Raw genomic sequence first — 16,359 nt, 5'->3', positions numbered from 1 at the left:
TCCTTGCCGGCTCACGCACGTCTAGTGTGCGTCAGGCCGCGCTAGCCTGGCGTGAGGCATGGAACTGCGCCTCTTCGGTGGAACCCTTCAGCGCGGTGGTGGACGACTGGCCCTGCTGGATGGCCTGCGTCACCGCATCGAAGTAGCCGGTACCCACTTCGCGCTGATGCTTCACCGCGGTGAAGCCACGCTCGGCGGCGGCGAATTCCTTTTCCTGCAACTCCACGAACGCGCTCATCTGGCGACGGGCGTAGCCGTAGGCGAGATCGAACATGCCGTAGTTGAGGCTGTGGAAACCGGCCAGCGTGATGAACTGGAACTTGTAGCCCATCGCGCCCAGTTCCTTCTGGAATTTTGCGATGGTGGCGTCGTCGAGGTTCTTCTTCCAGTTGAAGCTGGGCGAACAGTTGTAGGCCAGCAGCTTGCCCGGATACTTCGCGTGGATCGCCTCGGCGAACTTGCGCGCCTCTTCCAGGTTCGGCTTGCTGGTTTCGCACCACACCAGGTCGGCATACGGCGCATAGGCGAGGCCGCGGCTGATCGCCTGCTCCAGGCCGGGACGCACGCGGAAGAAGCCTTCCACGGTGCGTTCGCCGGTGATGAAGGGCTGGTCGTTGGCGTCGATGTCGGAGGTCAGCAGGTCGGCGGCGTCTGCATCGGTGCGGGCCACGATCAGCGTGGGCACGCCCAGCACATCGGCAGCGAGGCGCGCGGCGTTGAGCTTGTCCACCGCCTCGCGCGTCGGCACCAGCACCTTGCCGCCCATGTGGCCGCATTTCTTCACCGAGGCGAGCTGGTCTTCGAAATGCACGCCGGCGGCGCCGGCCTCGATCATCGCCTTCATCAGCTCGAACGCGTTGAGCACGCCGCCGAAGCCGGCTTCCGCATCGGCCACGATCGGCACCATCCAGTCGATGTCGTTCTGGCCTTCGGCGTGATGCAGCTGGTCGGCGCGCAGCAGGGTGTTGTTGATGCGCTTGACCACCTGCGGCACCGAATTGGCCGGGTACAGCGACTGGTCGGGATACATCTCGCCGGCGAGGTTGGCGTCGGCCGCCACCTGCCAGCCGCTGAGGTAGATGGCCTGCAGGCCGGCCTTCACCTGCTGCATGGCCTGGTTGCCGGTGAGGGCGCCCAGGGCGTTGACGAACTCTTCCTTGTGCAGCGACTTCCACAGGCGCTCGGCGCCGCGGCGGGCGAGCGAGTGTTCCACCGCCACGGTGCCGCGCAGGCGCGCTACGTCTTCGGCGCTGTAGTTGCGCTGGATACCGTTCCAGCGGGGGTTGTTGGTCCAATCGAGAGCGATCTGTTCGGCGCTGGGCAGCGTGTTCTTCATGAGGTTTTCTCCTGCGTATCCGTGATGCGTTGATGCAACGAGTGAAGGTCTACAGCTGCGCGTAGGCGGCCAGGGTGAGGAAGTCGCCGAGCTGGTCGGCGTGGGTGAGTCGGCTGAGCAGCGCCGCCGCTTCGTCGGCGCGCGCGGCATAGGGCGCGTTGCTGGCGCGCAGGCGATGCGTGTGCGTCGCCAGGGCGTGATCGAACAGGGCGAAGTCGATCGGCGCGTGGTCGGTGAATTCGAGCGGGCCGTGATGCAGCCACTGCCACAGCTGCGCGCGAGCGATCTCGGCGGTGGCGGCGTCCTCCATCAGATGATGGATCGGCACGCAGCCCTGGCCATCGAGCCACGAGGCGGTGTAGCGCAGCGCCACCTCGACGTTGTTGTCGAAGCCGGCTCGGCTGATCGAACCGCTGCACGGTGCGATCAGGTCATTGCGGGTGACCTGGACGTCCGCACGCACCACGCTGAGCTGGTTGGGCGAGGGCATGTACTTGTCGAACACTTCCTGCGCCACCGGCACCAGCGCCGGATGGGCCACCCAGGTGCCGTCGTGGCCGGCCTGCACCTCGCGCAGCTTGTCGGCGCGCACCTTGGCCAGCGCGGCCTCGTTGGCGGCTTCGTCGCCCTTGATCGGAATCTGCGCCGCCATGCCGCCCATGGCGAAGGCGCCGCGGCGATGGCAGGTCTGGATCAGCAGCTCCGAATAGGCCTTCAGGAACGGCACCGTCATCAGCACCTGGCTGCGATCGGGCAGCAGGCGGTCGCCATGGGCGCGGAAGGTCTTGAGGTAGGAAAAGATGTAATCCCAGCGGCCGCAGTTGAGGCCGACCACGCGGCCACGCAGCGCATGCAGGATCTCGTGCATCTGGAACGCCGCCGGCAGCGTCTCGATCAGCACGGTGGCCTTCATGCAGTCCGGCGGCAGGTCCAGCTCGGTTTCGGCGAAGGACATCACCTCGTTCCACAGCGCTGCTTCTTCCATCGCCTCCAGCTTGGGCAGGTAGAAGTACGGGCCGCGGTCGCGCGCCTGCAGCGCGCGGGCGTTGTGGAACACGAACAGGCCGAAGTCGACCAGCGCGCCGGCGATCGGCTCGCCATCCACCGTGAGGTGGCGCTCGGGCAGGTGCCAGCCGCGCGGGCGCACCACCAGCACGGCGGGATTGGCGTTGACGCGGTAGTGCTTGCCTTCGGGCGAGGTGTACTCGATCGAGCCGTTCACCGCGTCGCGCAGGTTGATCTGGCCATCGATCTGGTTGGCGAAGGTGGGGGCCGAGGAGTCCTCGAAGTCGGCCATGAACACCTTCGCGCCGGAATTGAGCGCGTTGATGATCATCTTGCGTTCGACCGGGCCGGTAATTTCCACGCGGCGGTCGCGCAAGGCGGCCGGAATCGGGGCGACGGTCCAGTTGCCCTCGCGGATGGAGACCGTATCGGCACGGAAATCGGGCAGTTCGCGGGCGTCGTAGCGCGCCTGGCGGTCCTTGCGGGCCGCCAGCAGTTCCAGGCGGCGCGCGTCGAAGCGGCGATGCAGGTCAGCCAGGAACGTCAGGGCGTCTGGGGTGAGTATGGCGTCATGCTCCGGGCCGGTGGCGCCGTGAACCTGGGCAGGGGAGGCGAGGACGCGTTCCTTGGGGACAGCCATGGGAATCTCCGTGATGACGATGGGATGACACTAGGTCACGGAGAATTGCTTTGACAAAGCAAATGTTTCAATTTTTGGTATTGTTAATCTCAATGTTGTGCGTAACTACTTGAGTGATATGCCATGAAAATCGCTGGCAAGGCGCCGAAAAAACCCAAAAAAGCGCGTCGCGTGCCCGCCCGGCGGCGGAAAGGCGATGAAAGCGCGGCCAGTGAATCGGGACGGTTCTATTACAAGGGCAACCGCCAGAAGCAGATGCGGGCCTTCGTGTACACCGTGAAGCTCGGCACGCTGACCCGTGCGGCCGAGGCCCTGTTCCTGTCTCAGCCAACGGTGAGCCTGCAGTTGCAGGCGCTGGAACGGGAGCTGGGGGTCAGCCTGCTTGAGCGGCGGCGCCGGCGTATCAACCTCACCGACGCGGGCGAGGCACTCTACGAGCTGGCGCGTCCTCTGGTGGAGGGCTGGGAAAACCTGGACCGCGACTTCCAGTCCAAGGTGAAGGGCATGCAGGGTGGCCGCCTGACCATTGCGGCGGGCAGCTCCACCATCCAGTACTTGCTGCCGGATCTGGTGCGCCGCTATCGCGAGCGCTTTCCCTCCGTGCAGCTGCAGCTCGCCAACGTGACCGGCAAGGACGGGCTGGCGCTGTTGCGGGCGGATGAGGCGGACTTCGCGGTGGGCTCCATGCTCGACGTGCCCAACGACATCGCCTGGGCGCCGGTGCATCACTACGACCCGATGCTGATCACCCCGCTGGATCATCCGCTGGCTTCAAAAGCCAGCGTGGCGCTGGAGGACCTGTCGCCCTACGGCCTGATCCTGCCGCCCCAGCGCCTGTCGACCTACCGGCTGGTGGACCTGGTGTTCCAGCAGCGCCAGGTGCCCTATAGCGTCGCCATCGAAGTCGGTGGCTGGGACGTGATCAAGGAGTACGTGGCGATGGGGCTGGGCATCTCCATCGTCACCGGCATCTGCATCACCGAGGCCGACCGTTCGCGTCTGGCCGTCCGCAACATGAAGCAGTATTTCCCGCAACGCAGCTACGGCGTGGTGATGCGCAAGGGCAAGTTTCTCAGTGCCGAAGCGCGCGCGTTCGTGGACCTGGTGCGGCCGGGGTTGCTGACACATCGAGACTACGACGAGTCCGGTCATTCGGAACGTTGAGTCGCGTTGCCTACTCATGACTGGGGAAAACGTGCCGACCGGCGCGCGCGAAAAAACTCACCATTCCGTGTGCGGCAACCAAGTTCCACTTGATGGCGAATGATTCCAACCGTGGGGTAGGCATCAGCCAAATGAAAAGAATTTCCCGGGTTGGCGCTTGGAAATAAATTCGAGGACTAGTCGGGCTTCTGCTGAAAATAAGCCAGGCCTTGAAGATCCCGGAGCCAGATGTTGCGATAAATCCGATGCAGGCCCCACCAGATGCTCATGGGAAGTAGCAGTGAGACGCCAGCGAGAAACAGTGCTGTAACCAAAAGCAATTCAAGTGACCAGCCGTCAATGACCGATATCGCCACGATATAAGCCGCATAGCCAAGCCATGCTGCGCATGTCAGTAGAAACAACGGTCGCCGATGCAGGCGCGGGAAGGTTTCATTTTTCTTTATCGATGCAATGCCATCAGCGACGGTAAACAGTGAAAGAAGGGAAAGTGGTACGGGCACAAGGACACTGGCCAGGCGAGATTGGCCGAGTAGGTCCGGAGACCATTTCAATAAAAGGAAGAGCGAGAGGGCAATGATGAATAAGAAAAGCTGCCCTTCCCGGTTCACGCTATCTATCTTGAGCAGCCCAAGTTCAGCAGCCACCTCGACGACAACCTGATTGGTCGCGCGCATGGCGGGTTTAGGGTCGAGCAGCAATTTGCCGCGACCAGCTCGTTGCCGGAATATCGGCACGCCATCAAGCAGGATCTCATTGTCGTGCAGATCGATTTGCTGATGCTTGGCATCGATTCCGCGAGCTTGGAGCGAATTCAACAAAAGCTCCCAGGTTCCGTTGTCCAGTGGTGCTCGTGAAAAAACAATCGGCGCCATGAGAAGCCCTGCCCGGAATGTGGATTGACCGGGCGCATTCTGTGATCGGGTACATGACGGAAATATAGGAGCAATCCGAAAGATGAGCATCGCGTCGTGAGGTCGCCCCGATGAGACCGCTAACTTGGTATGTCGGCATGACCATGCATCACTGCCACGCAGCTTAAGTTGCTGGGGACCGTGAACGCGGAATTCTCAAAACTAGCTTCGTCGTTGACAGTGGATGCTCAGTGCTGACGTTGCAAGGCTAGCTTGATGCCAAAGCCAAGCAGTACCGTGCCGCATACGCGATCCATCCACTGTCCCAGGCGCGGACGCGTCATCAATAGCTGGTGGATGTGGCCACCCGTCAGCGCCAGCACCATCGACCAGGTGGTGCCCGTGCCGATAAAACTCAGGCCCAGCACCAGCAGGCCAAGTTGCGGGTGTACTGCCTGCATCGAGACGAACTGCGGCAGGAAGGCGAGAAAGAACAATGCCACCTTGGGGTTCAGCACATTGGTCAGCATGCCCTGGCGGAATGCTGCCGCCAGCCCCTTGCCGCGCGTCACCGTGGGCTGGCGTGTGCTGCCGCGCGTGAGCAGCATGCGCAGGCCGATCCACACCAAATACGCCGCGCCGAGATACTTCAGCACGCTGAAAGCGATGGCCGACGTCATCAGGATGGCCGAGATGCCCAGCACCGCCGCCAGCGTGTGCACGATGCAGCCCGCATTGATGCCCAGTGCCGCCGCCACGCCCACGGCGCGTCCTTCGCGGCCGCTGCGGGTGAGGATGTAGAACGTGTCCAGGCCCGGCGTCATGTTCAACGCGATGCAGGCGAGCAGGAAGGCGTCGAAATGCTGGATGCCGAGCGAGGCCATGCGTGCTTATCCGTTGGCGTTGCGGTGCTTGCCGCGATAGGGCGTGAACAGCTCGCGGATCCTGACCATGTCCGCCTCATGGTCGTCGGTGGCGTGCACTACCGGGCCGAGCGTGAAGGTCTTGGTGGGATAGTCCAGGAAAATGGTCTGGATAGGCACGTCGGCTTCGTGCGCGATGCGCAGGAAACCGGACTTCCAATGCGTCACCTTCTTGCGCGTGCCTTCGGGCGTGATGCCCAGCCACATGCGCGGGCGCTCGTTGAAGCGCTGCACCATCTGGCCCACCACGTTGAGGGCCGCGCTGCGGTTGATGGCGATCATGCCGATCGGGCGCAGGATGATGCCCAACGGGCCCTCCAGCACTTCGCGCTTGATCATGATGTTGATGTCCACGCCCAGGCCGATCTTCATCAGCAGGCCGTAGTAGCCGTCCCAATAGGACGAGTGCGGCGCGCCGATCAGGATCAGCTTGGGCACGTTCGGCAGCTCGCCGATCAGCTTCCAGCCGGAAAGGCGCAGCAACACGCGGGCCAGCCAGGGCCAGAAGCGGCTGTTGAGTTTGGGGGCTTCGGATGGTGCGGGGGGGAGCATCGGAATGCTCATTCACGACTCCAGTCACGCGAACGCGTTTGCTTGATCTTGCCCCGCTGCTGCTTGCCGGCGAGGCGGCGCTCTTTCGAGCCGCGGGTGGGTTGGGTGGCGACGCGCGCCTTGGGCACGACCAGTGCGCCGCGGATGACTTCCACCAGCCGCTCGCGCGCGTCCTCGCGGTTGCGGGACTGGTCGCGGAAGCGACGCGCCTGGATCACCAGCACGCCGTCGTCGGTGAGGCGGCGGTCGCGGCGGGCCAGCAGGCGTTCGCGCACCGGATCGGGCAGCGACGGTGAATGCGTCACGTCGAAGCGCAGTTCCACCGCGCTTTCGGTGCGATTGACGTGCTGGCCACCGGGACCGTCGGCACGCAGGAAGCGCTCGGTCAGCTCGGTCTCGGGCAGGACGATGGATCGGCTGATGGTCAGCATGGGCTACTCGGAATGACGGGGAATTCTAGCAACCCATGATGGAAGTAAGGCCGCCAAGCGATTTTCCGGCGTAAATGCTACGGGCACCCTGCGGCGTGGCGCCTCAGTCGGTCGCTGGCCCGTGCTGCGTTGCGTCATCGCCACGGGCTGGGCTCGGCGGTACGGGAAAAGCCCGCAGGCGTTGCCGATGGTTGGAGCCTATCTGAGGTTTTGCGCCACGTATTGGGCCACGGCAAGGCGGCGTTGGCGCCACCGCGCCAGTGCTTTCGTCAGGGTCGCGGCATGGACCAGCAACAGCAGCAGCGAAAGCATGCCCAGCGCCCATGGCCCGAAGATGGCGAACATCGTGGGCGGCTCGGGGCGGGCCTGGATAGACATCAGCGGCGTACCACGCGAGCTTTTGTCGATCGACGACAGCTCACCTTCGATCCGGAAGGGGGTATTGAGCAGCGCGGTGGTGGCCTCCAGCAATGGGTCCGAGGGATCAGTCGCCGATGCCATGCCGTCGGCGGCATTCGGAGCTGCGGGTTGCCGCGCCGTTACCAGGCCATCCTGGTCGTAGACCGATAGCTCAAGCGGTGCGCGGTACGCCTGGCGCGCCTGCGTCAGGGCCGTCTTGAGCGCTTGCTCGCGGGTGGCCAGCAAGGCCTTGTGGAGGAGGTCGCTCAAGGTGTCGGCATAGTCGCTATTGAGTTTGCAGGTGTCCTCCAGCGTGCCGGCCTTGGCAGCCGCCAGGGTGGCATCCCAGTCCTCGTCATGCCTAGTCAGTACGGCGAAAGCGGTGCGCAATCGGACACAATCGGTGTCCTCGCGTTGCTCGCACAGGCGACTTGCCTGAAGCACGCGCGTGTTGACCTGTTGCAGTGGGTAGTCGCCGCGTGCCTCCCGGATGAGCGTCAGGCGCGAGTCCGGGTAGGCATAGCCATTGGCCATAGCCCGGGATAGGGATTCCCGCCCCAGCTCAAGGGTGAGAGCGCCCAGCGCCAGCGCATCCGCGGAAGGTTCAGGAGCCGCCAGCGGCACCGGCCGCGCGTTCCAGCCCAGCACGTTGCAGTCCGGGATAAGGTCCATTTTGATCGAGTCGAAAGCCATGTCTTGGCCGGCCTCGTTGTCTTGACTCTGCAGGCACTGGGCCGAGCCATCGAGCGTCAACCAGTCGCCGGGCCGGGGCTGTTGTTCCAGCAGTTCGGCCGGCGAACGGGCGGTGAGATGGCGCGTGCCTTGGATCGCGTTCGATGCCCTGGCCATGGCCTGCTCCAGTGGCCAGGCGACTGCCAGCGAGATGATCAAGGCGACTCCGGCGCCGACCAGCATGGCCATGTGCCATCCCCAGCGAACGACGGGGTAGCGGCCAAGTTCTTCGTAAAGCGACAGCCGTTCGTGGCGAACCACGCGGTGTTTCAGGTCCACGTCGATGTCGCGGACGCCGCTGCCGGCCCTGACGACAGCGGCCAGCCAGTGTGGCGGATAGTGAATCGTCAGGTCGCCCATGCGCGTCCGCACCAGTGGAACAACGATGTTGCCGTGGACATCGACGGCCTCGTTGAAGGCGAGTGTGCCGCGCAGGCTGCAGATCGACCCGGGAACCCGCCTGGGCCGCTCGCCCAGGCTGCGCCGGAGGCAAAAACCGGCGGCCGCGATGAGGATGAGCGCAACCGAGCCCAGCACCCATTGACTGTTTCGGTTCAGCGCAGTGGCCAACACCAGCAGCGACAGGCCGGCGCACACCCCTAGTGCCCAGCCGCTGCCGCGTGCGGCGGTGACGGCGCGCAAGGAGGCTTCGGCGGCCGTCTCCTTGCGGCTGGCGCGCAACACCAGTGGCGTGTCTGGCGAGGCTGCCCCGATGGTCTTTTGGACCGATGCCTCGATGGCGCCCTGGCGTAACTGTTCTTCCACGCTGGCGGCACGTGCCTGCTGCGCCAGGGCCTCGCCCAGGGATACTCCATTGAAGCGCACCGGCAAGGCTATGTCCTTGGGGCCCCGCAGCACTTCGGCCGATGCGGCGTCGGCCAGCAGCGTGTCCCAGCCGGGGAACGGCGCGATCTCGATCTCGCCGATCAGGTAATGCCACGTTGAGTTGCCGTGGGACTCCAGGCCATGGCGCTCGAGCGGCCCATCGATCAGATAGACCGACGGTGATATCGCGCGCTTCCGATAGGCGGCATAGGCCTGCTCAAGTTCGACGTCCGAGGCCTGCCGTATCGGGTCCGTTTGCTGGGTGAAATCCCGTAGCGCCTGCTTTGAGTCCGACCGCCGTGCCTGGTAGATGAAAAGACTGATTGCCGACCAGCCCAGTAGAACGACGCATAGGAGCAGGCGAAAACCATCCATGTCGAGCGGAAGTCCATAAGAAAAGGAGTTCGCTCAGGTTGCGTCAGGTTTCCAGTCAAAGCGATCCAGCAAAGCCTGAAATTCCGCATCCAGTGGGGCCTGAATAAGAACCGGGCTCTGGCTTACAGGGTGTAGGAAACGCAGCCGCCATGCGTGCAGCAGCATGCGATGGCAGCTGAAATACTGCTTGTACAGGCGGTTGTGGTCGCCGCGCCCGTGCTGGCAGTCGCCGATGATGGGGTGGTGGATGTGCGCCATGTGCTTGCGGATCTGGCGAAAGCGGCCGGTTTCCGGTTCGGCCAGCACCAGGGCGTAGCGCTGCTGCGGGTAGCGGCCCAGTGCGATGGGTACTTCCACCGTGGCAAGGCGCTGGTAGCGGGTACGCGCATCGCGCCGCGGGCCGGTCTCGCGCGAGCCCGGCAGCGGATAGTCGATCAGCGCCGTTTCCGGCTCCGGCCAGCCGCGTACCACGGCGAGGTACTGCTTGTGCACGTCGCGGCCCATGAACTGCTCGCCCAGTGCCGCGGCAATTTCGGCGGAGCGGGCGACCAGCAGCACGCCGCTGGTGGCGCGATCGAGGCGATGCGCCAGGTAGGTGGTGCCGCCAACCTGTTCGCGCAGCAGGTCGATCAGGAACTCCTCCGCGTTGCCCACCATCTTCGAACGATGCACGGCAAGGCCCGCAGGTTTGTTCACTGCGATGAGGGCGTCGTCCTGGTAGAGGATGTCAAGCATTCGAGGGACTCGCGGATGCGGATTTACCGCACTCTTCAACAGAATCGTCATTCCCGCCTTCGCGGGATGACGTGAGGCTGCGTTTAGCGGCGCGGCCAGCCAACAAAGAAAGCGAGCAGGCCGGCTGCTGTGGCAACGGCGGATGGCCAAGCGCCATGCGCTGATACTTGCGTCCACAGCACCGCGCCGCCTACCAGCAAACTGCTGCCCAGCAGTCCAAACGCCAGCGTGCGCTGGCTGCGCCGCGCCTCATCGCGTTGCTGCGCGAGTTCGCGTGGATCGGCGGTGAACTGGCGCTCGCCCCTGGCCGCCTGCCGCAGCGCATCGCGCACCAGCTCGGGGAACTGCGGTGCGGCATGCAACCATTCGGGCAGGCGCTTGCGTACCTCACGCAGCGTGCGGCGCGGGCTGTAGCGCTCGCGCAGGATGCGTTTCAGCACCGGGTGCGCCACCGCCCAGATATCGATCTGCGGATCGAGCATGCGGCCCACGCCTTCGATATTGAGCAGGGTCTTCTGCAGCAGGATCAGCTGCGGCTGCAGGGTCAGCTCGTAGCGGCGCGCGGTCTGGAACAGCTTGATCACCAGCTCGGCCAGCGAAATCTGCGAGAGCGGCCGGGTGAAATACGGCTCGCACACCGTGCGCACGGCGGCGGTGAGTTCGTCCAGGCGTACCGTGGAGGGCATCCAGCCCGCGTCGACATGCAGTTGCGCGATGCGCGCGTAGTCGCGCTCGAACAGCGCGATGAAGTTCTGCGCCAGCCAGTACTGGTCCTCTTCCGGCAGCGAACCCATGATGCCGAAATCCAGTGCGATGAAGCGCGGCTCGCTGGGCCGCGTCGTATCCACCCAGATGTTGCCGGGGTGCGCATCGGCATGGAAAAAGTTGTCGCGGAACACCTGCTCGTAGAACAGCCGCACGCCCTTCACCGCGAGCGCCTTGCGGTCGACGCCGGCGGCATCGAGGGCGGCGATGTCGTCGCAGCTCACGCCATAGACGCGTTCGAGCGTGAGCACGCGCGCTGAGGTGAGGTCCCAGTGCACGGCGGGCACGTACATGTCCACGCCGCTTTCGAAATTGCGGCGCAACAGGCTGGCGCTGGCGCCTTCGCGCTGCAGGTCCAGCTCGTTTTCCAGCATCTTCTCGACTTCGGCGACCACGTCGAGCGGACGGATCTTGTCGGCGTTGGGATGCCAGCGCTGCGCCAGCTCGCCGAGCGAGCGCAGCAGTTTCACGTCGCGCTCGATCTGCTTGTCGATGCCGGGGCGCAGCACTTTCACCACCACCGCGCTGCCGTCATGCAGGGTGGCGGCATGCACCTGCGCAATCGATGCCGAAGCCAGCGGCGTCTCGTCGAAACCGGCATACAGCTGGCTGACCGGCGCCTTCAATTCCTGCTCGACGATGGCGCGTGCCTCGCCGCCAGGGAAGGGCGGCACCTGGTCCTGCAATTGCGCCAGCTCGTCGGCGATGTCGGCCGGCACCAGGTCGCGGCGCGTGGACAGCACCTGGCCGGCCTTGACGAAGATCGGCCCCAGCTCGGTCAGCGCGAGCCGCAGGCGGGCGCCACGCGACAGGCCGCGTATATCGGTGCGCGGCCGCGCCACGAACGGACGCACCAGCTTGAGCGGGCGGAACAAGTGGGCCGCATCGACCAGTTCGTCGAGCCGATAGGCAAGCAGCACCGAGGCGACACGCATCACGCGCGGCACCACCTTCAAGGGCATCGTCACGCGGCGGGTCCTTTCCTGAGGCGCTGTTCGAGGCGGGCCAGGCGGGCTTCCAGGCGCTCGCTGCGTTCGCGCAGCTGGTCCACGCCATCGAGGAAGCCTTCCACTTCGCTAGGCGCGGCGGCGACACGCACTTCGTCACGCAGCCAGTCGGCGGTGTCGGTGGTGAGATGGCTGGCCGTTTCCTTGGCGTGGGCCAGGCCCCGGCGCACGGCCTTGGCCAGCGGCACGCCGAGCACATCGCCGAAGGTGCGGGCGAACGCTTCCTCGAAATCGGGGGCGAACTTGCTGGCGAGTTTTTCCAGGCGCCGCGCCAGTTCGGCGTCGCCGGCAATCTCCACCTTGCCCGGCGCCACGCCATCGTCGTCGCGCTTGAGCAACATGGCGAGCAGGCTGCCGGGCGTGGCGGCAACGCGCAGATGGTTGTCGTCCTGCGGCGGGCCGACCTTCAAGCGGTCGCCTGCCACCGTCACCGACAGGGCCAATTCCGGGCCACGCAGATGCAACTGCACGCTGCGGCCATCAAGCGCGGCCAGGCGCGTGACCGTTTCCGGATCGAGCGACAGCGTGTGGTTGAGCGCGGTTTCCAACGCGCGCCCCGCGAGGGCGCGAAGCGGACGTGGCAGCAGGGATCGGGAGACGGCATCAGTCATGGGCGGCATTGTAACGGTTGCCCACGGGATGCCGAGCGGCGCGCGTCTCCCTCCCCGTTATGCCGCGCCGGCAAATCCCAACTGCCGCCAGGCCTCGTACACGGCCACGGCGACCGTGTTGGAAAGGTTGAGGCTGCGGCTGTCGGCGCGCATGGGCAGGCGCAGGCGTTGGGCTTCGGGAATCGCATCGAGCACGTCGCCGGGCAGGCCGGCGGTTTCGCAGCCGAACAGCAGGGCGTCGCCGTCGGCGAACTTCGCATCCACATGGGCGACGCGGCCGCGTGTCGAGAAGGCAAACAGGCGTGGCTGGCCGATGAGCTGCAGGCAGCTGGCGAGATCGTCATGCACGGCCAGCTGCGCGTACTCGTGATAGTCCAGGCCGGCGCGTCGCAGGCGCGCGTCGTCGAGTTCGAAACCCAAGGGGCGGATCAGGTGCAGCGTGGCGCCGGTGTTGGCGCACAACCGGATCACATTGCCGGTGTTGGGCGGTATTTCGGGACGGAAGAGGATGACATGCAGCATCCCGTCATTATCGGGTCATCACGCCGACCCGCGAAACGGTGAGCGTCCTTGCTCAACCGTTGGAGCGCGGGCAGACCACGCCGTCGGGCGGCAGCGCGCAGGCCACCGGGGTGGCGATGAGCTGGCCGGCGCTGCCGGCGGCAGCGAGACGAATGGCGTCCGGCGAGGCGTTCACCATGGCGCCCAGCACGAGTCCACAGACCAGCAGGCAGGCAACGAACAGGCCGCGCAGCATCAAGGCTTCGAATTTCATGATCATGTCTCCGATGAATGGTGGGATAGTCCTGCACGGTTTCTATGGCAAGGCCCGTGCCAAACCCGAATTCACACGCAAGTGACTGTCATCGTTGGAAATTCGTGATGCGCGGTGGCGCGTGGAGATTGTCCGCGGACAGCGGCCGGCCGCGGCCGGACAGCCCGGCGGACAGTCCGCCGGGCACTAAACCGCCGTGCCATTGGTCACTACCCAAGCCCCGGAGGCGTGGTTAGCCTCTGGGCGTTCCGCGACTGAAACAAAAGGAGTGTCGTGATGGCAAGAAAGCCCCTCGCCCTGCTCGTTGCAGGGTTGCTCAGCATGTCGGCAGGCATCCCCGCGATCGCGGTGCCCCAGGCGGCGGCCGCCGAGGCCAGCCAGGCCGTGCCGGATATCGCCTTTACCCGCTTCACCCTGCCCAATGGCCTGACCGTGGTGGTGCATGAGGACCACAAGGCGCCGGTGGTGGCGGTGAGCATCTGGTATCACGTGGGTTCGGCCGACGAGCCCAAGGGCAAGACCGGCTTCGCGCACCTGTTCGAGCATTTGATGTTCTCCGGCTCGGAGAACCACAAGGGCACCTACTTCCAGCCGTTCGAGCTGGCCGGCGCTACCGACATGAACGGCACCACCTGGTTCGATCGCACCAATTACTTCGAAACCGTGCCCACCACCGCGCTGGACATGGCGCTGTGGATGGAGTCCGACCGCATGGGCCACCTGCTCGGCGCGATCGGCCAGAAGGAGCTCGATACCCAGCGCGGCGTGGTGCAGAACGAGAAGCGCCAGGGCGAAAACCGCCCCTATGGCCGCGTGGACCAGAACATCCTGTCCAACACCTATCCCGGCAACCATCCCTACCAGCACGACACCATCGGCTCGATGGCCGACCTCAATGCGGCCTCGCTGGGTGACGTGAAGCAGTGGTTCCACGACTACTACGGCGCCGCCAACACCACCCTGGTGCTGGCCGGCGACATCACCGTGGCCGAAGCCAAGGCCAAGGCCGGGAAATACTTCGGCGATATCCCGGCGGGTCCACCGGTGCCGCGGCAGCAGGCGTGGATCACCCCGCTGTCCAAGTCCACCCGTGGCATACAGCACGACCATGTGGCGCAGCCGCGCATCTATCGCACCTGGGTGGTGCCGCAGCTGGGCTCGGACGATGCCATCCAGCTCGATCTCGCCTCCACCGTGCTTGGCGGTGGCAAGACCTCGCGCCTGTACCAGCGGCTGGTCTATCAGGACAAGCTGGTCGACAACGTGTCCGCCAGCATCTCGCCGTTCGCGCTGGCCAGCCAGTTCCAGATCCAGGCCGACGTGAAGGATGGCGTGGACCCGGCCAAGGTCGAGGCGGTGATCGATGAGGAGTTGAAGAAGTTCCTCGCCGACGGCCCCACGCCCGACGAACTGGACCGCGCCAAGATCGGCAACCGCGCCAGCTTCGTGCGTGGCCTGGAAAAGGTCGGCGGCTTTGGCGGCAAGGCGGTGATCCTGGCCGAGGGTCAGGTCTATCGCGGCGATCCGGGCGCCTACAAGAAGGATCTGGCGCGTGCGGACGCGGCTACCCAGGCCAGCGTCAAGGCCGCGTCGGACAAGTGGCTCAGCAAGGGCGACTACCTGCTGACCGTGCTGCCTGCCGGCAACGACTTCAATCCGGATGCCGAGGACGCCAAGGTCGTTGCGCTCGGCCCGGCCGAAGGTCGTCCCGCCGCCAAGCTGCCGGCGGCGCAGGCCTATACCGTGGCCAAGAGCGAAGTGGATCGCAGCAAGGGCGTGCCCCAGGTGGCGCAGTTCCCGGACCTGAGCTTCCCCACGCTCGAACGCGGCAAGCTCAAGAACGGCATCGAAGTGGTGCTGGCCCAGCGCCACACCATTCCGGTGACGCACGTGCAGCTGATGTTCGACGCCGGCTACGCCGCCGACCAGGGCCACAAGCTCGGCACCGCCAGCTTCACCACCACGCTGATGAACGAGAGCACCAAGGATCTGGACTCGGTGGAAGTGGCCAAGCGCAAGCAGCGCCTGGGCGCGATCACCCGCGTCGGTTGCGGGCTGGACGCCTGCTCAGCCTCGCTCAACGCGTTGAACGACCAGTTGCAGCCGTCGCTGGAACTGTTTGCCGACATCGTGCGCAACCCGGCCTTCAAGGCCGAGGACATCGAGCGCGTGCGTGGCCAGTGGCTGGCCGGCATCGCCCAGGAAAAGACCCAGCCCACCGCACTGGCCCTGCGCACGCTGCCGCCGCTGCTCTACGGCGCGCACCATGCCTACGGCATTCCGTTCACCGGCAGCGGTACGGAAGAGGCCATCAAGGCCATGCAGGCGTCGGACCTGACGGCGTTCCAGCGCGACTGGCTGCGTCCGGACAACGTGAAGATCCTGGTGGCTGGCGACACCACGCTGCAGCAGATCATTCCACAGCTCGATGCCGCGTTCGGCGACTGGAAGGCACCGTCCAGCGCCGTGCCGAAGAAGGACATCACCGCGGTGGCGGCGCAGTCCAAGCCGCGCGTGTTCCTGATCGACAAGCCGGATGCACCGCAGTCGCTGATCCTTGCCGGCCTGCTGGCGCCTTCCAGCAAGGCGCCCAACGAGCTGGCCATCGATGTGGGCAACGGCGCCTTCGGCGGCAGCTTCACCTCGCGCCTGAATATGAACCTGCGCGAGGACAAGCGCTGGGCGTACGGGGCCTTCAGCTTCATGCGCGATGCGATCGGCCAGCGTCCGTTCCTGATGTACGCCCCGGTGCAGACCGACAAGACGGCCGAGTCCGCGCACGAGGTGCTCAAGGAAGCCACCGAGGTGGTCGGCACGCGTCCGCTCACGGCGCAGGAAGTGGACAAGATCAAGGACTCCAACATCCGCGGCCTGCCCGGCAGCTTCGAGACCGCCACCGAAGTGCTCAGCGCGATGAGCGAAATCGTGCAGTACGACCGCCCGGACAACTATGTGCAGACGCTCAAGGCACGTACCGAGGCCGTCAGCCAGCCGGATGCGGAGGCCGCCTTGAAGGAGATCATCAAGCCGGGCGCGCTGACCTGGGTGATCGTGGGTGACCTGAAGAAGATCGAGCAGCCGGTGCGCGCGCTCAATCTGGGCGAGGTCGAGGTGATCGACGGCAACGGCCATCCGCTACCGTCGAAGTAAGTTCCCGTGGGGATGTATTCATTTCCCCGGGTTAGGATGGCGGCCGGGCGGGCAACCGCCTGGCCTCTTCATATACATGT

At 65.2% G+C, this 16,359-nt stretch carries 14 protein-coding genes; 2 read left to right on the top strand and 12 right to left on the bottom strand.

Translation table 11 applies throughout. The annotated features are described in order from the left end of the window. Positions 1 to 31: 31 nt before the first annotated feature. Both aceA and aceB read right to left on the bottom strand, forming a co-directional pair. A complete protein-coding gene (aceA, locus tag MJ606_RS05045) occupies positions 32 to 1,336 on the bottom strand; it encodes an isocitrate lyase (RefSeq protein ID WP_243048299.1) in 1,305 nt (434 codons plus the stop codon). Positions 1,337 to 1,385: 49 nt separating this feature from the next. Next, on the bottom strand, positions 1,386 to 2,981 hold the full coding sequence (gene aceB, locus MJ606_RS05040) for a malate synthase A (RefSeq protein WP_243048298.1): 1,596 nt from the start codon (positions 2,979 to 2,981) through the stop codon (positions 1,386 to 1,388). A gap of 255 nt (positions 2,982 to 3,236) precedes the next feature. Between aceB and MJ606_RS05035 the strand changes: the two genes are divergently transcribed. Then, complete coding sequence (locus MJ606_RS05035) at positions 3,237 to 4,145, top strand: LysR family transcriptional regulator (protein WP_243048592.1); 909 nt, start codon at positions 3,237 to 3,239, stop codon at positions 4,143 to 4,145. Positions 4,146 to 4,321: 176 nt separating this feature from the next. On the opposite strand, the gene MJ606_RS05030 is transcribed toward MJ606_RS05035, so the two are convergent. The 10 genes from MJ606_RS05030 to MJ606_RS04985 form a co-directional block, all read right to left on the bottom strand. After that, on the bottom strand, positions 4,322 to 5,020 hold the full coding sequence (locus tag MJ606_RS05030; RefSeq protein WP_243048297.1) for a hypothetical protein: 699 nt from the start codon (positions 5,018 to 5,020) through the stop codon (positions 4,322 to 4,324). A gap of 227 nt (positions 5,021 to 5,247) precedes the next feature. Then, on the bottom strand, positions 5,248 to 5,883 hold the full coding sequence (locus MJ606_RS05025) for a LysE family translocator (RefSeq protein ID WP_243048296.1): 636 nt from the start codon (positions 5,881 to 5,883) through the stop codon (positions 5,248 to 5,250). A 6-nt stretch (positions 5,884 to 5,889) separates the two neighbouring features. Continuing rightward, a complete protein-coding gene (locus MJ606_RS05020; protein ID WP_243048295.1) occupies positions 5,890 to 6,486 on the bottom strand; it encodes a 1-acyl-sn-glycerol-3-phosphate acyltransferase in 597 nt (198 codons plus the stop codon). Continuing rightward, positions 6,483 to 6,905, bottom strand: coding sequence for an alternative ribosome rescue aminoacyl-tRNA hydrolase ArfB (arfB, locus tag MJ606_RS05015; protein WP_243048294.1), 423 nt, complete (start codon positions 6,903 to 6,905; stop codon positions 6,483 to 6,485). Before arfB ends, MJ606_RS05020 begins: the two co-directional genes overlap by 4 nt. 198 nt (positions 6,906 to 7,103) lie before the next feature. Beyond that, complete coding sequence (locus MJ606_RS05010) at positions 7,104 to 9,236, bottom strand: IgaA/UmoB family intracellular growth attenuator (protein ID WP_243048293.1); 2,133 nt, start codon at positions 9,234 to 9,236, stop codon at positions 7,104 to 7,106. Between the two features lie 33 nt (positions 9,237 to 9,269). Further along, positions 9,270 to 9,971: a pseudouridine synthase gene (locus MJ606_RS05005; protein ID WP_243048292.1), complete on the bottom strand. Its 702-nt coding sequence runs from the start codon at positions 9,969 to 9,971 to the stop codon at positions 9,270 to 9,272. An 83-nt stretch (positions 9,972 to 10,054) separates the two neighbouring features. Next, entirely contained in the window at positions 10,055 to 11,698 is a 1,644-nt protein-coding gene (gene ubiB, locus MJ606_RS05000; RefSeq protein ID WP_243048591.1) for a ubiquinone biosynthesis regulatory protein kinase UbiB, read from the bottom strand. Positions 11,699 to 11,700: 2 nt separating this feature from the next. After that, entirely contained in the window at positions 11,701 to 12,354 is a 654-nt protein-coding gene (locus MJ606_RS04995) for an SCP2 sterol-binding domain-containing protein (protein WP_243048291.1), read from the bottom strand. 57 nt (positions 12,355 to 12,411) lie between these two features. Then, a complete protein-coding gene (gene trmL, locus MJ606_RS04990) occupies positions 12,412 to 12,876 on the bottom strand; it encodes a tRNA (uridine(34)/cytosine(34)/5-carboxymethylaminomethyluridine(34)-2'-O)-methyltransferase TrmL (RefSeq protein WP_243048290.1) in 465 nt (154 codons plus the stop codon). Between the two features lie 52 nt (positions 12,877 to 12,928). Continuing rightward, the gene (locus MJ606_RS04985; protein ID WP_243048289.1) at positions 12,929 to 13,129 is read right to left on the bottom strand and encodes a hypothetical protein; all 201 of its coding nucleotides are present in this window, start codon (positions 13,127 to 13,129) and stop codon (positions 12,929 to 12,931) included. Positions 13,130 to 13,405: 276 nt separating this feature from the next. Between MJ606_RS04985 and MJ606_RS04980 the strand changes: the two genes are divergently transcribed. Next, a complete protein-coding gene (locus MJ606_RS04980; RefSeq protein WP_243048288.1) occupies positions 13,406 to 16,279 on the top strand; it encodes a pitrilysin family protein in 2,874 nt (957 codons plus the stop codon). Positions 16,280 to 16,359: the final 80 nt, after the last annotated feature.

Origin of the sequence: Dyella sp. RRB7, assembly GCF_022761115.1 — a bacterium.
GTDB lineage: Bacteria > Pseudomonadota > Gammaproteobacteria > Xanthomonadales > Rhodanobacteraceae > Dyella.
Note: the sequence above shows the minus strand (reverse complement) of the source record. Positions and strands in the feature narration are given on the sequence as shown.

What these genes read in the sequence shown, in the direction of transcription:
- MJ606_RS05020 (WP_243048295.1), bottom strand. Translation starts at nt 6,486, where the DNA reads ATGAGCATTCCGATGCTCCCCCCCGCACCATCCGAAGCCCCCAAACTC.
- aceB (WP_243048298.1), bottom strand. Translation starts at nt 2,981, where the DNA reads ATGGCTGTCCCCAAGGAACGCGTCCTCGCCTCCCCTGCCCAGGTTCAC.
- MJ606_RS05025 (WP_243048296.1), bottom strand. Translation starts at nt 5,883, where the DNA reads ATGGCCTCGCTCGGCATCCAGCATTTCGACGCCTTCCTGCTCGCCTGC.
- MJ606_RS04980 (WP_243048288.1), top strand. Translation starts at nt 13,406, where the DNA reads ATGGCAAGAAAGCCCCTCGCCCTGCTCGTTGCAGGGTTGCTCAGCATG.
- MJ606_RS05010 (WP_243048293.1), bottom strand. Translation starts at nt 9,236, where the DNA reads ATGGATGGTTTTCGCCTGCTCCTATGCGTCGTTCTACTGGGCTGGTCG.
- MJ606_RS04995 (WP_243048291.1), bottom strand. Translation starts at nt 12,354, where the DNA reads ATGACTGATGCCGTCTCCCGATCCCTGCTGCCACGTCCGCTTCGCGCC.
- trmL (WP_243048290.1), bottom strand. Translation starts at nt 12,876, where the DNA reads ATGCTGCATGTCATCCTCTTCCGTCCCGAAATACCGCCCAACACCGGC.
- arfB (WP_243048294.1), bottom strand. Translation starts at nt 6,905, where the DNA reads ATGCTGACCATCAGCCGATCCATCGTCCTGCCCGAGACCGAGCTGACC.
- aceA (WP_243048299.1), bottom strand. Translation starts at nt 1,336, where the DNA reads ATGAAGAACACGCTGCCCAGCGCCGAACAGATCGCTCTCGATTGGACC.
- MJ606_RS05035 (WP_243048592.1), top strand. Translation starts at nt 3,237, where the DNA reads ATGCGGGCCTTCGTGTACACCGTGAAGCTCGGCACGCTGACCCGTGCG.
- MJ606_RS05005 (WP_243048292.1), bottom strand. Translation starts at nt 9,971, where the DNA reads ATGCTTGACATCCTCTACCAGGACGACGCCCTCATCGCAGTGAACAAA.
- ubiB (WP_243048591.1), bottom strand. Translation starts at nt 11,698, where the DNA reads ATGCCCTTGAAGGTGGTGCCGCGCGTGATGCGTGTCGCCTCGGTGCTG.
- MJ606_RS04985 (WP_243048289.1), bottom strand. Translation starts at nt 13,129, where the DNA reads ATGAAATTCGAAGCCTTGATGCTGCGCGGCCTGTTCGTTGCCTGCCTG.
- MJ606_RS05030 (WP_243048297.1), bottom strand. Translation starts at nt 5,020, where the DNA reads ATGGCGCCGATTGTTTTTTCACGAGCACCACTGGACAACGGAACCTGG.